Genomic DNA, 17073 nt, shown 5'->3' on the forward strand with positions numbered 1-17073 from the left:
GTTGAAACCTTTTTTCCGGACAAGTCAGCCCTTTATTCTGACTGTCTTGACTTCGAATGCCCTAAAGTTCAGAGTGAATTCGTTGCCTGTTTCTGTGATACCTTCCTGCTCTTCCTCAAGCATGTTGCAAAGAACTGCTTTTCCTTTAAGCATTGTCTTTACACAGGCTGTTGTTGCGGCTCCTGCTGCCTCATAAAGTCTCATGATCACATCTCCGGAGCCATCCTGTGCAGGCTTAACTGTATCAATGAAAATATTCTTTTTATCTGTCTGCGCAAATGAGAAGCTTTCTGTTTTTCCATCGAAAACATAAGGCTCTACATTAAGCTCATAACCCTTTCTTACAACATCACTGTCAATGAAGCTTCCTTCCCATGCTGTAAAAGCGTAGGTGAATTTGTGATGTCCCTTGTCGGCTCTCATTTCAGGTGATGCTGCGCCTCTAAGAAGTGTAAGTTCCAAAGAAGAACCATTCATGCTGATTCCGTACTTGCAGTCATTAAGTACTGCTACGCCGCTTCCACCATCTGTAAGGGCTGTATATCTGTGGTTGCAAACCTCAAAACGATCCTTGTCATAGGCTCTTGATCTGTGGGTAGGACGTTTTACATAACCAAACTGCATCTCGTTTATACCCTCAGTTGCATAGATCGTTGTGGGGAAGCCCACCTTGAGGAGTCTGTGAAGTTCATCCCAGTCAACCTCAGTCTCAAATCGTATACAGTCATCCTCTGCATCAAGACTGATAATCTGCTTATAGGTTGAATTGCTGATTTTTCCTGTTACCGAAAGCTTTGCGGACAGACCATCGTCTTTTATCATTTCCACCTTGATATCCGTTGCACCTTCTATTTCCTGCTCGATGTAGTTGGAATCAATATCCCATGCATCAAAGAGTCTCGGTACGTCCTTAAACAGATGGAATCTGTTCATAGGCTCCCTGGCAAATTCTTTTCCTGAAGCCTTAATAACAAAGCTTATAATCTCGCCCTTATCGTTTACTACTGCTCTGACTTTGCTGTTTTCAAGAACGAAATCAGTACCGGTCTTTAATGCTGTAGCTTTAACCTCATCCGCTGTCTCATCGCAGGGAAGAATTGTAACTGCGCCCATTGAAGGTATTGTTACGCGAGCTACTGTCTTGCCATCTGCCTGTTCTGTCTGAAGAACCTCGCCGTCTGCTGTTTTAGCACCCTTTGAGAAGCAGTCAGGAAGCTCAACAAGTCTTGTGGTCTCGAAGGAAAGAGTGTTAACTACTGTAACTACGCCGCTGCCATCTGCACTGCAGATTTTAGAACCGTACTCGCGCTGCTTTTCTGCTGCCTTTTCTCTGACCTTCTCCATACGCTCATTGGATTCGATGTACATCCTTGCAATTCCGGATCCAGGAAGAATGTCATGGAACTGATGGAGAAGTACTTCCTTCCAAAGATCGCCTGCATCTGTAAGATCGTAGCTTCCGCCCTTAAGAAGTGCGAGACTTCCGAGGAATTCCATATCTCTAAGTGCAAGCTCTGCGCGTCTGTTATTATTCTTAACCTTAGCCTGAGAGGTGTAGGTACCTCTGTGAGCTGAGAAATAAAGCTCGCCTGTGTAGGTATTTACAGGACCGCCTTTTTTATCCATATCCTCAAAGAACTCTACAGGGCCTGCCATCTTAACCTTCGGTGCACCTTCGAGATCCTTTTCTCTAAGAGCGTACTCAACGTAATCTCTGCTGGGACCGCCGCCACCATCACCGTAGCCGTAAGGAAGAAGGAAAGCATCCAGGTCCTGAACCTGACTTCTGCCCTTCCAAACCTCATCAAGCTGCGAAGGATCTGTTCTGTAGGTGTAGCTTGTAGGCAAGAATGCTGTTATCTTTGTTCCGTCCATTCCTTCCCAGTTGAAGTAGTGGTACGGGAAAATATCACCTTCGTTGTAGGACCAGAAAATTTTCTGGGTAACAAGATATTTAACATCGCAGCCCTTAAGTATCTGAGGAAGTGCTGCGGTATATCCAAAGGTATCAGGGAGCCAGAGAACAACACTGTCAACTCCGAACTCATCCTTGTAATACTCTTTTCCGTAAAGAAGCTGTCTTATAAGAGCTTCGCCGCTGGCCATATTTGTATCTGGCTCAACCCACATGGCGCCCTCTGCTATCCACTGACCGCCCTTGATGGCTTCCTTTATTCTCTCAAAGAGCTCAGGATAATATTTTTTACACATCTCGTATGCAGCAGGCTGACTCTGAAGATATTTGTATTCAGGGTACTGCTCGATAAGTCTTAGCTGCGCCGCAAAGGTTCTTGCAGTTTTTCTGTAGGTCTCCTGCATAGGCCAGAGCCATGCAAGATCAAGATGTGAATTACCGATCGCATAATACTCAGGCATTGTGGAGCCGTTCTTAGCTTCAAGATAAGGCTTAATAGCTTCTCTTGCCTCTTTGTAGCTTGCAATTCGTGCTTCCTTATCCTGCTCAAAATCAACTATCAGAGAAAACTGCTCAAGAGCTTTTGCTATCTTTGCCGCTCTGAGTGATGTCTGATCTAATGTTCCGAGAAGCTGATTAAGTGTATCCACATCCATGTAAAGCTGGTATGCATCCTCGTTCCAAATACCGAAGGTGCTTACTCCCAGCGTTCTGCGCTCACCCTCAACTGCAGGATCCTGATAGCTTCCGGGAAGAACAGGACCTGTTGCACAGCCTCCGTCCGGAGCTTCCGGAACATAATGTCCTGCGTAGGTCTCCATGAGAACATCAAATTTCTCACCAGGCTTACCGTCAGTTGTAAGAACATTGTCCTCTATATAGTGATGAGGAACCCAAACCCATTCAGCTCTATGTGTTCCAAAGCTTTTACCATTTACAAAAAGTGTACTTTCACCACCCGGTACAAGCTTCATAACTATACGCTTACCGGCTGCGCTTTCCGGTAAAGTGATAGTTGAACGGAACCAGCAGTACTCCCAAAGATTACCCCAGGTAAATCCCGGCTCTACAGGAGAAAAGCTAAGAGAATCAAGCTGATTGAAAGGCAGCTCCTCCATTGTCCTTGCCGCTTCCCACTTGAATTCTCCAATGGGCTCATAAAAATCATCTTTCAAAGTGCGCATCCAATGATTGATTCTTCCGCGCCACTCCGAATGCATTACATTCATAATAAAACCTCCCTTTGATGTCTGTTTTTTTCTAGTCGTTGTTACTTGTGTGGAATGATTAAGAATAGAGTCCGAGCAAAATAGAAATTGCACCCTTAACAGAAGTTAACAATGTTAAAAATGTTAACATGACTCCCCCAACAAAACCTTTTCATTCCTTCCCCAGAGAGTTTATCTCCAAACCTCACAAAAACTGGCCTTAGACAACCATGTTTTTTATCAGTTTTTTTAATTATATTCTTTGCCAGAACCATGTGCAACGCGTATTTGGTAATTTGTTACATATAATTGACTGAAAAATGTTAAAAAATGTTAAATTTAAACAATTATGTAAATCAACCAAATCTCGGAAGGCGCATAAACAATACCCTTTCGGGCATTGACATATGTCCAATGTGCATTTTGCACAAAATTTCGTCAACGCTAAATCGATTAAGTTTAGTAATTATTTCGCATTATAAAAAAAGTGGCGCTTATTTGCGCCACTTTAATGTTTAATTATATTATGTTTAAATCACTGCTTTTTCGTTAATTTTTTCTAAAGTATTTTACAAATTAATGAACTCAATCAAGTTCATCACTGTCAATTACCAGAGTCTTAATGGAATGAGCAGGTAATTTTATATCAGCACTATAACCCTGAATCCCTAATGTAAATTCCTTCTCTTCATCTCTGCGGTTTAAAAGTACTACAGCAATACTCTTATCGGGATTTTTAAAGCATACAGTCTCAATATCAGGATCAAAGGAACTGCTAAGAACCCTTACTGCGCCGGGGCGTATGAATCTGCTAAAATGCCCTATGTAGTAATAGGATAGCTTCACATCGATGGTCTGTGTCTTTTCATCAAACATAACAGGCGCATCGCAGAAGTTTCCTACATGGTTAGGGCCACCCTCTTTATTGAGATACAGATTCCAGTCGGTATAACCATTGCAGCCTGCTCTGAGATTACCCATAAGCTCTTCTGCGTACATCTCCGCAAACTGAAGGCTACGGTCTTCTTTATATCTTGAATATTCTACACACCCTTCCGTAAAAATAAGTTCCTTGTCGGGGTACTTTTCACGGATTCTTGCAAGTGCCTCAAAATGAGTTCCGGTGTACCAATGGAAAGCAATACCATCTATACTCTCCTCTGCTTCCTCCACGCTAAAGCTTTCTTTTACGCGGTCAATTATGATGTCTTTATTGTGATCCCACACAAGAACCTTCACATGGGAATATCCGTTATGTAAAAGTGCAGGCTTTAGATAATGAGTTGCAAAATATGCTTCTTCCTCGCCGCTGTATATGCATGAATCCCAGGTCTGAGTCGCTGCAGGTTCATTCTGCACGGTTAGTCTCTGAATTTTTATGCCCTGCTTCTCATACTCTTTCAGATATCTGACGATCATGCTGGCCCACATAGCCCTGAAATCTTCCTTGAGCTTTCCGCCGTGATTCATTTCATTATTAGTCTTCATGAAGGCAGGGGGGCTCCAGGGAGAAGCAAGCAATGAAAGCCTGCTTTCCCTTTTGATAGCCTCATGAAGGAGGGGTAGGATATACTTTTTATCTCTGTCGATTGAAAATTTTTCCAGCAAACGATCCTGGGGGTCATCATCATAGGCATAATTGCCAAGGGCAAAATCACAGCTTTGAATATGGAGTCTTCCCATAGTGTAGCAGTTTCCGTCTTCGCCAAAATAAAGGTCAAGGAGCTTTTTCTTATTTTCCTCATTGGCACTGTCGTAAACTGTTCCGGCAGCCTCCGTAAAAGCACCGCCAAATCCGATGATAGTCTGATATTCTTCATCCGGATATATCTTAACCACACGAAATTCTCCGGGATTTTTCTTTTCAAGAGTCACCTGGCCAGCGGTCATTCTCTTTTGGTTATCTGAAAGATACGTAATCATTTTTGTAAAAACCTTTCTAGGATCAGTTGCCGAGCTTTTCAGCGTTTGCCTTAATCTTCTCTGTCATAGCTGCTTCGATATCATCCCAACCATTCTCATCCAAAAACTGCTTATAAGCTTCAAGTGTCTGGTCGAATTCTTCATCACTTCCGCTTCTGATAAGAGAAACAAGAGTTGTTGACCAGAAGGTCTTTATTGCAGCATAGTTTCTTGCTTCCGGTGTGCCTGCATCGGGAACGGCATTCTCAAGAACGAAGTGGGGATAAAGCTTACCCTTGCCCCATTCCTGCATCTGCTTGATTGAATCCGGGAAGGAATCTCTTGAAAGAGCCTTGTACTTGTCATGTCCAAAAGGAATGAACTCGCCGATTCTGATCTCTTTTTTGAAGCGATCGTTATCAGCTGACTGAAGGTCCTTCATCTCCTGTGTAAGAGAAAAGCTGCCGTCCTCATTAACAACATAGGTCTCCCCTTCGATACCAAAGTTTGTGAGAATCTCGCCCTCTTCATCAAGAAGGTATGTATAAAGCTGGATTGCCTTTGCAGGATCCTTACAGGTCTTGGATACGTATGTAACCATCCAGCCGCTAATTCCTGCCTGATTAAGCTTGGGGGTATTTCCTGTTGTGCTCTTAGGTCCGTCGATTGCGATATAAGCGTGGCCTGTGTCACCTGTAAACTGTGTGAGGAAGCCTGACTGCTGTGCTGTTCCGTCTACCATGATGCAGGCATATTTTCCGATGGTAAGCTTTTCCTGCCATGCAGTGTTATCATCTGTGAAGCTGTCATCATTGATGTAGCCTGCTCTATAAGCCTCTGAAAGTGTATGAACCCATGAAAGATAGTCTTCATCAAGGTTTCTGTTGTAGTGACTGTTATCGTCATTTACAATCTTAACGCCAAGATAATCCTGAAGTGTATCGCCAAGGGAGCTTGTTCCGTCTGTCTCAAAGTTGTTAAAACCAAGGGGTACAAGATCAGGGAACTGTTCCTTTATCATGCCAAGAGCTGCAAGGAAATCCTCCTGGCTCTCCATAGAGGGCTTTCCGATTGCCTCATAAACATCATCTCTTATTGCAAAGGCTGTTTTTGCAGGAAGAAGATCACTGTCATAATCTGCCTGTGTATTTGAATAATCCGCATAACCATAGGTGTTTCCGTCTGCAAGCTTAAACCAGTTAAGGGTATCCTCTGCTGCTACCTTATAAAAATAGGGATCATAGTTATCAGCAAGCTCCTGCAGTGAATAAGCCCATGTATCCGCCTTCTGTGCAACCTGGCTGGAAGCATCAAAGATTGTGATCATATCAGGCATATCCTCGCCTGCGAAAAATGTGTTGAGCTTTGTGTCATCACCCACAAGGAAGTTGATGTTGACCTTCAGGTCTTCCTTCATTTTCCCGGTAACAACATCCTCACCCCAGCTTGTGTTCCACCAGTCAGCGTTTACATACCAGGTAAGCTCTGAATCCTCCTTTGTGTCCAGCTTCCAGGCAGGAGTCTCAGGATCAAGCGTATATCTTCCGCTCTCCACTACTCCGTCATCACCTGTTGCCACCATAGCATCTGCTTTGGCAGCCTCTGTGCCGCAACCTGTCAGAGCGATTGCAGCAAACAGTGCACCGGCCATAATACCGGTTCCCTTTTCCATAATATTCATGTGTAAATTCCTCCTTATTTATGTTCACATGTTTTTTATTCTTTAACCGCACCAAGCATCATTCCCGATACAAAATGCTTCTGAAGCATCGGATAGATGATTAGAATCGGTACGGTTGTAACTACTATTGTTGCCAGCTGTATTCCCTTTGAAGTGGTCTGAAGGGCCACATTTCCTATGGTGTTCATGCTGGCCGCCTGCTGCTGAACGATGATCTCATAAAGCTTCATCTGAACGGGATACAGGCTTTCCTTTGTCATATAGAGCTTGGCTGTCATGAAGTCATTCCACTGATAGACACCGTTAAAAAGTGCTATTGTGGCAAGGGCCGGTTTTGACAGCGGAAGAATGATCTGAAGAAAAATCCTCCACACTCCGGCTCCGTCCATGGATGCCGATTCCTCCAAAGATGAAGGCACCTGACGAAAGAAGTTCATTAGAATTACCACGTCGTAGTAGCTAAAAAGCTGTGGCAGAATGTAGACCATGAAATTATTCAAAAGTCCAAGCTTTTTCATAAGCAGGTAGGTAGGGATCATACCGCCTGAAAAGAACAGGGTTATTACACCCATGACCGTGTAAAGATTTCTGAACTTAAGATCCCTTTTGCTAAGTCCAAAGGCCACCATGGAGCAGAAGAAAACATGTGTCACTACTCCGATCACTGTTTTTAAAACAGATATCAAGTATGCATGCCATATGGTCACATCCTTAAAAACAGCTATGTAGTTATCAAGGGTCAGCTCTTTTGGGAAAAAGATGAAGTTTCCCTCCGCAAGAACTCTGTTACTTGCAAATGATGATGCGAAGATATTTAAAACAGGGGCCAGTATCACCACGGATATAAGACACACCAGCGTTGAATCTATCGCAATAAAAGGATTTATACGTTTGATTTTCATTGCCTCTCCTTACAAAACCGATTCTTCGTTGAATCTCTTACTTATTGAATTTGCAATCACCAGAAGGATCACCGAAACAATTGATACTCCAAGGCCTACTGCAGTTGCATATGAAAAATCGCCCTGAGCAAGTCCCATTCTGTATACATAGGAGTCAATAACCTCAGCTCTTACCTGATTCTGAGAATTCATAAGTACCAGCGTCTGATCCAGATTCGACTTAAGCAGTGAGCTTATGGTCAAAATAAGATTAAGACTTATGATCATGCGAAGATGGGGAAGCGTGATGCTTATTATCTGTCTTACTCTGCCCGCGCCATCAATCTGCGCCGCCTCGTAGTAGGTAGGGTCAATTCCGGCCATGGTGGCAAGATAGAGAATTGTGCCCCATCCTGCTTCCTTCCAGGTATCCGCAATTACCGCTATCCACCAGTACTTGTCAGCATCAAGAAGGAAGTTTACCGGCTTATCAAGAATGCCTGTGCCCACAAGTATCTGATTAAGCATTCCCGAAGTTGATAGCCAGTTGATCACCATTCCTCCGAGGATGATCCATGATAAAAAGTGGGGAAGGTAGGATATCGTCTGACTTATTCTCTTAAAAGGTCCATCCTTTAGCTCGTAAATCATGATTGCCAGGATTATCGGTGTGGTAAATCCGATAAGGAGCTTCAGCAGACTGATGCCCAGCGTATTCGTTACGGACTGCCAAAAGTACTTATCGCCCATAACAATTTTGAAATTATCCAGCCCTACCCATTTAGCCGTTGATAAGGTGTCGATTACGGTATAGTTTTTAAACGCAATCGTCAGTCCGTAAATCGGATAATAGCTAAAAATGAGCATAAAAATAACACCCGGCAGAACCATAAGCTGCAGCGGCAACTGCCGTCTTAAAGCACGTTTTGTAGTTTTCATATCTTTTTTCCTCATGTCTTTCATGAATGTTATTCTACTTATCCGGCATGGGGTAAAAAAGCGCCTATTCTGTTTTAAAATAGGTCGATTCCGTTCTTTTGCCTCTGGACTGCTTTCAAGTTTTGTGCAATAATGTTGGAACTTGCTGATCTATAAAGTTTTTTTGATTGGATAAATGATTTATGAGTAAAAAAGATCTTCGTCATGAAAATGACAGAATTACAGATGGTTTCGATATATTCTTCTGGGTCTTCAATGATTCCAGCAGCTATGTGCCAACCCACTGGCACACTGCTCTTGAAATAAACTACATTCTTGAAGGAAGCGTTGATGTTGCTATCGCCAATGATATAGCACATCTTCTGCCCGGTGATATCAACATTGTAGATTCAAATGTGCTGCACTCAACAAAGTCGGTAAACGGAAACAAGGCGATTTTGATTCAGCTTCCCCTGCAGCTCCTTGAGCGCTATATACCTAATTATTCGGAGCTTTGCTTTTCCTTTGATCCCCACAGTGATGATATTGAAAGCAAGCGAAACAGATCAAGACTAATCATCACAATTGAAGAGATGCGCAAGGTTTTCGAAGAGAAAAAAGAAGGCGGAATCCTAAAATTCAACAGCCTTCTTTTTGATCTTATGTATCAGCTATATCACAATTTTTCTTATCCTAAGGAGAACGACAACGTATCTCTTGGTCAAAAGAATTTTGATCACATAAGGGCTATAATCAAATACTCCGAGCAGCACTACATGAATCCCATCTCCATAGGAGAGATAGCCTCTGTGGTGGCTTTTAGTGAAGATTATTTCAGCCACTTCTTTAAGAGAAACATGGGTGTATCGTACCTTCAGTACCTGAACGAGCTGCGCATGTCCCACGTTTATAAGGATCTGATATACACAGATATTCCGCTAAAGGACATTTTAGAGCAACACGGCTTTACTAACTACAAGCTTTTCCGCCGCATGTTCCAGGAGAAATTCCACACCACTCCGGGAGAGTACCGAAAAAAATACAGCATGAAGAATGCAACTGTTTGATTTGTAATTATTTGTGAACAAACAAAAATACCGGATATGAACCTGTTATCAGGCCCATATCCGGTATTTTTTACATAGGTATCGTAACCGTTTTTTATTTTGCAAGAAGCATCATAATGTCGTTACTTCTCTGAATGAACTTAGTCATTGATTCAGCATCAAGCGGTGCGTTCTGAATACGTGCAAGGTCGTAGAGCTGCTCACAGATTGTATCTACGTTCTCGCCCTCTCCGTTATCCATCACATATTTAACAAGAGGATGATTTGCGTTGAGGATAAGGGTCTGGCCGCCCATTCCAAGGTCACCCATCATCATTCCGTTAGCGGCATACATCTTCATCATATCCTGCATACGACGTGTATCCTCTGATACAGTGAGCATTGATGAAATCTTCTTATCCTTAAGCTTTTCAACCTTAACAACCAGCTGCTCATTCTTAAGAGCTTTCTTCATCTTCTCACCGATAGTCTTCTCGATCTCCTCGAACTCCTTCTCAGCCTTCTTGGAAGTTTTGCTCTTGAAAGTATCTGTAAGGTCAGCATCGATTCTCTGGAAGCGGATATCCTGGTTCTTGGACTCAAGCTGCTGGATGAAAGGAACATCGATGTTGTGATTAAGTATGAATGCATCCATCTTCTGAGCCTTGAACATGTTGATGTACTGGCTCTGCTGCTGTTCATCGGTTACATAGTAGATGGTACGGGGCTCTTTCTCCTCGTCCTTCTTATCATCAGTCTTGGCATCATCACTTACTGTATTGCCATCAGCGTCTACTACTTCAGCTTCTACTTTGTTACCATTTTCATCCTTAGCTTCTTCAGCTGCTGCAGCTTCCTCAGCATCCTTGTTGATCTGGAGCGCTTCGGGAAGTGTGAGATATTTTCCGTCAAGATTCTTGAAAAGAATATAGTCATTCATCTTCTCACAGAACTTGTCGTCCTTAAGGCAACCATACTTGATGAAAGGAGAAATGTCCTCCCAATATTTGTCATAGTTCTCTTTATCTGTCTTGCAAAGACCTGCAAGCTTCTCAGCTACCTTCTTGGAAATGTAGTCTGAAATCTTCTTTACAAAGCCGTCGTTCTGAAGTGCACTTCTTGATACGTTAAGAGGCAGATCAGGACAGTCGATTACACCCTTAAGGAGCATCAGATATTCAGGAATAACTTCCTTGATGTTATCAGCGATGAATACCTGGTTGTTGTAAAGCTTAATTGTTCCCTCTGCAGACTCAAACTCCATGTTGATCTTAGGGAAGTACAGGATACCCTTTAAGTTGAAGGGATAATCCATGTTGAGGTGAATCCAGAAAAGAGGCTCCTTGTAGTCGCGGAATACCTTTCTGTAAAACTCCTTGTACTCATCATCTGTGCAATCCTTGGGAGTCTTAGCCCAAAGAGGATGTGTATCATTTACAAGCTGAGGACGTCTCTTGATCTTGAGCTTTCTCTCCTCTTCCTTCTTCTCCTCGGAAGACTCGCCCTCTGCCTTAGCCTCTTCCTTTTTCTCAGGCTCTATAACCTCGATTACAACGTCATCATCACGTTTCTCGGATTCCTTGATGGTCTCTGTGCCCTCTTCATTTTCTCTTGAGATGTAGATCTCATAAGGCATGAATGAACAGTATTTCTCAACTACTTCGCGAGCCTTGTACTCATTACAGAACTCAAGGCAGTCGTCTGATAAGTGAAGAGTGATGGTTGTACCAATCTCCTTCTTATCTCCGTCATCCATCTCGAAATCAGAACCGCCGTCGCAGGTCCAGTGAACAGATGCAGCATCTGACTTGTATGAAAGAGTATCGATATCTACATAATCAGATACCATGAAGGTTGAATAGAAACCAAGTCCGAAATGACCGATAATCTGATCAGCGTTGGCCTTATCCTTGTACTTGTTAAGGAAGTCAGTAGCACCGGAGAAAGCCACCTGATTGATGTACTCCTCAACCTCTTCTGCAGTCATACCGATACCGTTATCGATGATCTTAATTGTCTTATCCTTATCGTTAAGAACGATGTCAACACGGGGCTTGTAGCCTTCGGGGAGCTCATACTCACCCATCATGTCCATCTTCTTGATTTTAGTGATAGCATCACATGCGTTTGAAATAACCTCACGATAGAATATGTCGTGGTCAGAATACAGCCACTTTTTGATAATAGGGAACATATTCTCTGAGTTAATTGAAAGATTACCTTTTTTTGCCATATTATGTGCCTCCATTCCACAAATATGAGTTTAAGACTGTGGAACATAAAAGTCAATAAAAAATTAGCACTCATTTAGCATGAGTGCTAACAATAATTCTATTTCCTTAATTATCATCTCAATCATTTATTACGAGTCCCAGGTTTCTTGCTTTAACTGCCAGTTCCAGCCTAGTGTGGTAGCCCGTTTTCTGGAGCATATTAGAGATATGCATCTTAACCGTAGATATTTCAACACATAGCTTATCAGCAATGTCTTTGTTTGATGCTCCGCAAACAAGCTCCCTTAATATCTCTGTCTCTCTTTCGGTAAAATCAGTGTTTCTGGCATTACCGATTTTCACCTCCATGCGTTTACTTGGATATACGGATTCTCCCTTCATGGTCCGATCCATAATCTCCAGTATAGGCTGCTCCTGAACTTCCTTTTGCCAAAAGCTTTCAACCCCGATTTCTCTTGCCCTCTTTTCGTATGAAAGCTCGGGCATGGAAGTAACTATTATTATTTTCGTTTCAGGTTTATTTTTCTTAATTTTCTCTGCAGCATCAAGTCCACTCATGCTGCCCGGAAAGAGTACATCCAAAATCACAAGATCAGCATCATGCTTTTCCAAGTATTCGACTGCATCATACGCTGTTGAATAAGATGCCTTAAGATAAAAGCTTTCAGAGCTTTCTACCGCTCCCTCAAAAATTTCCCTTATCATCCTAAAGTCTTCAGCTAACACCACCCCATATGACACTATTGCTATCCTCCACTGGTAATATTATTTCCATACGGAATTCCGGCGATGTGTATATATTTAAACGTCCGCCTATGTTTTCTACATCTCTCCTAAGGTTTTTAAGTCCACCTCTTTCTATTATAACATTATCCGGCTTTTTTCCATCATTAAGAAAATTAAGAATATAACTTCCGGCCGTCTTTTCTACATTGATCCTGCATTCATTCCCCCCGGCATGCTTGAGAACATTTCCGATATGGACTGAAATTGCAGAATCCACAACAGGAATAAGCCTGCTCTCACCCGGCAATTCGCCTGTTATCTGAAGCTTTATGCCAAGCTTATCAGCCTGCCTGGAAATTACATAGTAAGGGAACTCCCACTCTTCTACTTCGTTACTTAGAAGATGCTTTATATTGTTTCTCCAAAATTTAAGCATTTCCTTTTTGTCCACACTCTCAGGCTCAAGCAGATATCTTTTGGCTATCAGGATGCTCTGTCCTATATTGTCGTGAAGCGCTGTCTTTAAACTTAAAAGTTCGCGGTTCATGGTAACATATTCTATTGTCCCCAATAGCGCTTTAAGTCTGCTGTTAAGCCGCCTTGCTTTTGCCTGTCTGCTTTCAAGCTCTCTTGTCATCCTGTATTCTGTACTGACATCTACTGCAATTATTTCAGGCAGTGTCCTGCCATGTATCCTGAGCAAATTTCGTTTTATACTAAAAGCTCTCCCATCCGTACTTTTAACTATAGGAATATCTCCTTCCTGTACCAGCTTCGAGGTTTCTGACTTGCTTAAATTTTCCCATAGCAGTTCAGCATCCGTAACACTTTTTCCAAACATTTCCCGACTTATACACTGCATGGCATCATTTACCATCACCGGAACCCCGTCATCGAAGTAATAGCAAAGTCCTGTTGGCAGCCTGTCAAAGGCCTCCTTAACGGACATATTGGAAATATGACTGCGCTCCCATTTTCCTATTGCGTACTGCTGAGTAACTGCCAGTATAAAAAGTGCCATCTGTATAAGTAAAAGCATAATAATGGGCAGTTCAAACCCAATCAGAAAATCACCTAAAAAATGCATTTCCAATATCTCAAAAATTATAAAGGTTACGATAACAGCCACCACCGAAACACAGGTACTTAATCTGTTTCTTTTTAAAATCATGGAACGTACCATGTTGTAAATAAACGTAATCAGGATAATAAAGAATACGACCAATACCATGCCGGCAGAAAATGGCGAGAGTTTGCTAAAAGTCATCATGCTCCCTCCTCCCGTCTGCTTTCATTTGTATAAATATCCTTTTTAGCCTCACAGATAAGAGATACATAGAAGGTATCATCTTCATTTCTCACACTGAGTCTGCTTTCACATCCAAAGAATTCTTTCTTCCTCCAGTCGGAATTGATACTGCATTCAGGCGCATCAAAGGCTATCGTTATCTCAAAATCCTCACTTTCTTCAAACATGACCATACATGAATGCAGATTATTAAAGGCATCTTCCATCAGACTTTCAAAAACCTGATAAGAAAAGATAATAAATGATGCAGGAAGCTCCTTTTCCGTATTTACCACAATTTCGCAGGAGATTCCTCTTAGCTGCATATAATCCATAGATTCCCTTATGGCCATGTAAAGCTCTGAAGTCGATACAATATGATTTTCATCGGAAATAAGCATCAAATTACCCATACGTTTAATGTAGGCGCTTAAAAAAGCTGCAAAAATCATATTGTCACAGGATATATCCACGCCATATTTTTCGCTAAGTAGTTCATTTACTTTAACAGCCTGCGGTCTTACTACCTCTGAAATCGAATTATATAATCTGTTCTTCGTCTCAAAGCTGACACGTTCAGCGCGAACTTCATTTTCATGGCGAATCAGTTCATTCTCTTCCTCCAATTCCTCGGTAACCTCTGCCAGTTCTTTATTGAGCTTATTTATGGCAGTCATATCCTCTACCCATGTAACATAGCCACCGGAAATCTTCTCCTTTCTTATCTGATGATCTGCGTCTCCTGAATCCGGAGTCCAGTTAATTGAAGTCAGAATTGCCCTTCCATCGGCATTACAGATCGCAGCATTTATTCCTGAATAATCAAATAAAAGCTCATATCCTGTATTCGCGGGTATAAGGCCAATCTGGATCGCGCTTTCAAAGGCAGTGATCACAGGAAAGCAAAATGCCTCCTGCAAATGAAAAAGCTTTAGCCCATGAACTACAGGGCTTCCACCCGCAATTAAATACCATATCAGCAGAGCATAACCCGCAAGCAGCCAGAAGGTAGGAATATACCACTTTTTTCTTACAGACGACAAGGTGCATTTTTCCAGAAGGACCACAAATGCACCAACCATAAGAAGGACCATCCACGCTAACACTATGTAGTAAAACCAATTTCTTGAATACTCGTTATTCTGAAGATCCCGGATTATGAACATTTGGTTATGAAAATGATTTGTCAGAGCAACAAGGACAATGATTATTTCACATGTCAAAAGTATTCTCTCTGAAATTCTTATTTTGTGAATATTTCTGACAGGCTCTGTATTGTGGGCAGCCATAAATCCAAGGAGAGGAATTGCTGTCATTGGTATATAGTACGCATACCAGAGTAGTTCACTCATGAACTCGACATCATCAAAAAAATTGAATCTGGAAGCCCTGAGCCCCATAAGAAAAACCATAAAGCAGCAGGCTGCCAGAAGTCTTTTTCGCACATTTACATTTAATATCCTGCGCTTTACCATTAGTCCCCACACTATAAAAAGCGTGCAATAAAGCAGCGTAGGCAGATGATCGATATGCGGATAAAACGGCTTTACTATACCGCATATAAATGCCAGCATAAATATGGTTATGAGTATTATAAATACTTTTTTATTTGTCACACCCAACCTGTCCAATTCATACTCCTGTGCAGTCACTTAAAGTCACATATAATTATACACTACGTCACATACAGGTAATGCTGACTTTTCATGATAAAGTAACAAAACACCCCATTTTCCGATAAATAATCATTTCCGATAACGAATCATGGGATGTTTTGTTATAATTTTTTTATTTCGTTTTTTAATTACATTTTTATGAAATCAGTTGATGCTTGCTGTACTTAGCAGACTGTTAAAGCCACTGGGCCACAGATACCACTGACCGTCGGAAGGATCGCGGTAAACCTGAACAGTCAGGTTATTCTTCAGGCAGGGATGATTATCCATGTGGAACTGTACCTGCTCAATGGAAAGCTCAACACCGTAAATAGTACTCTTTTTAGGTGCGTAGGGATACTCTTCCATAATCACTTTTACAGGCTGACTATGATTATAATTATAGGGCTTAGATCCATCAAAGAATGCCCAGGGCAGCTTTTCTTTCTTATTGTCATATCCGAAGTAATAAGACAGATTGCCGGCGCTGCCAACAACTGCGCTTGAGATGTGAGGAGATACCAGCAGCACATCCATCATGGCTTTTCCATCAGCATCGCGGCCTTCGGAATAAGCTGTCATAGCTGCAAGTGCGCATGCAACAGTGAGGTATTTACCATCCTGTTTTCCATCCAATTCGCTGCCATTACCATCGCCGCGGCTTATCTTTCTCATATGCTTTGCTCTCTTTGGTAAGCCGTTAAAGGTGATAGTTACCTGATTTACATCTTCGTCCACAAGCTTTGAACCAACCTGAGCCTGCCTTACAATAGTCTTATAGCTAATAGTGGGCTGTCTTATAACGACAGGATCCACAACTGTAAGGTTACAGGATGCAGAGAAGCCACCTGCCGTTGCAGTAATAACTGCGTTTCCGTCATCAACCGCCTTTACAACACCTCCCGACACCGTAGCCACTGAAGTATTACTGCTGCTCCAGGTAACATTTGTTGCCTTGCTCACTGAGAGGTTTAAAGTATCACCATAATTTATTGTGGCAGCGCTCTGACTGAGAGAAAACTGCGGAACTGTGACATTGCATGATACAGAAGTTTTTCCCGCTGTTGCGGTAATAACCGCACTTCCTACTCCCACACCTGTAACAGTACCATTATTTACAGATGCAACCTGCGCATTACTGCTGCTCCACTTTACGTTATATCCATTTCCTGCATACAGTACCATAGTATCTCCCAGAAAAACTTCAGCTGCGGTAATATTCATATTCATTTCAGGAACTGTTACCTTTACAGAGTATTTTCCCGAGCTTGATTTTGCTGTAATAGTTGCACTTCCGGGTCTGTTAGCTTTAAGCACACCCTTCTTACTTACAGATACAACACTGCTCTTTGAACTCTTAAAGTTTTTCCCTCCCTTCACAGAAAGCTTCTTTGTAGCTCCTGCTAAAAGTACGATTCCCTTAACCTTACTGTTCTTAACCTTCTTTGCTTTCTTTTTGGTCTTCTTAGTCGTCTTTTTTGCATGTGCCGTTATCGTAGTCTGAGGCCCAAATACACCGGCTACCGGACTTGCTGCCAAAATAAACGACATCAAAAGTGACATGATAAAAATGGTAATCCTTTTCTTCATTTAAATCCTCCTTTCCAATTGCATTGTTT

General features: G+C 42.1%; 11 protein-coding genes. 1 reads left to right on the forward strand and 10 read right to left on the reverse strand.

Features of this window, described 5'->3' with window-relative positions:
- Positions 1 to 24: 24 nt before the first annotated feature.
- The 5 genes from G608_RS0104280 to G608_RS0104300 form a co-directional block, all read right to left on the reverse strand.
- On the reverse strand, positions 25 to 3144 hold the full coding sequence (locus G608_RS0104280; protein ID WP_026494995.1) for an alpha-mannosidase: 3120 nt from the start codon (positions 3142 to 3144) through the stop codon (positions 25 to 27).
- 564 nt (positions 3145 to 3708) lie between these two features.
- Positions 3709 to 5046 (reverse strand): glycoside hydrolase family 30 protein, encoded by a 1338-nt coding sequence (locus tag G608_RS19845; RefSeq protein WP_051208826.1) that lies wholly within the window; start codon positions 5044 to 5046, stop codon positions 3709 to 3711.
- 22 nt (positions 5047 to 5068) lie between these two features.
- Positions 5069 to 6706, reverse strand: a complete 1638-nt coding sequence (locus tag G608_RS0104290) for a sugar ABC transporter substrate-binding protein (protein WP_155833212.1) — start codon at positions 6704 to 6706, stop codon at positions 5069 to 5071.
- A gap of 35 nt (positions 6707 to 6741) precedes the next feature.
- Positions 6742 to 7608: a carbohydrate ABC transporter permease gene (locus tag G608_RS0104295; RefSeq protein ID WP_035794653.1), complete on the reverse strand. Its 867-nt coding sequence runs from the start codon at positions 7606 to 7608 to the stop codon at positions 6742 to 6744.
- A gap of 9 nt (positions 7609 to 7617) precedes the next feature.
- Positions 7618 to 8526, reverse strand: coding sequence for an ABC transporter permease (locus G608_RS0104300; protein ID WP_242829331.1), 909 nt, complete (start codon positions 8524 to 8526; stop codon positions 7618 to 7620).
- Positions 8527 to 8708: 182 nt separating this feature from the next.
- Here G608_RS0104300 and G608_RS0104305 point away from each other — a divergent pair, with 182 nt between their 5' ends.
- Complete coding sequence (locus G608_RS0104305; protein WP_026494999.1) at positions 8709 to 9572, forward strand: AraC family transcriptional regulator; 864 nt, start codon at positions 8709 to 8711, stop codon at positions 9570 to 9572.
- Positions 9573 to 9666: 94 nt separating this feature from the next.
- Here G608_RS0104305 and htpG read toward each other — a convergent pair whose 3' ends face one another.
- From htpG to G608_RS19850, 5 genes are all read right to left on the reverse strand, one after another.
- On the reverse strand, positions 9667 to 11784 hold the full coding sequence (htpG, locus tag G608_RS0104310) for a molecular chaperone HtpG (protein WP_026495000.1): 2118 nt from the start codon (positions 11782 to 11784) through the stop codon (positions 9667 to 9669).
- Positions 11785 to 11902: 118 nt separating this feature from the next.
- Positions 11903 to 12490: a response regulator transcription factor gene (locus G608_RS0104315; RefSeq protein ID WP_051208829.1), complete on the reverse strand. Its 588-nt coding sequence runs from the start codon at positions 12488 to 12490 to the stop codon at positions 11903 to 11905.
- A 10-nt stretch (positions 12491 to 12500) separates the two neighbouring features.
- Entirely contained in the window at positions 12501 to 13781 is a 1281-nt protein-coding gene (locus tag G608_RS0104320; protein ID WP_155833214.1) for a hypothetical protein, read from the reverse strand.
- A complete protein-coding gene (locus G608_RS0104325) occupies positions 13778 to 15415 on the reverse strand; it encodes a hypothetical protein (protein ID WP_196810126.1) in 1638 nt (545 codons plus the stop codon). Before G608_RS0104325 ends, G608_RS0104320 begins: the two co-directional genes overlap by 4 nt.
- Before the next feature lie 204 nt (positions 15416 to 15619).
- Positions 15620 to 17044: an Ig-like domain-containing protein gene (locus tag G608_RS19850; RefSeq protein WP_035794656.1), complete on the reverse strand. Its 1425-nt coding sequence runs from the start codon at positions 17042 to 17044 to the stop codon at positions 15620 to 15622.
- Positions 17045 to 17073: the final 29 nt, after the last annotated feature.

The sequence above is a fragment of the Butyrivibrio sp. WCD3002 genome (assembly GCF_000424265.1).
In the GTDB taxonomy this organism is placed as follows: domain Bacteria; phylum Bacillota; class Clostridia; order Lachnospirales; family Lachnospiraceae; genus Butyrivibrio.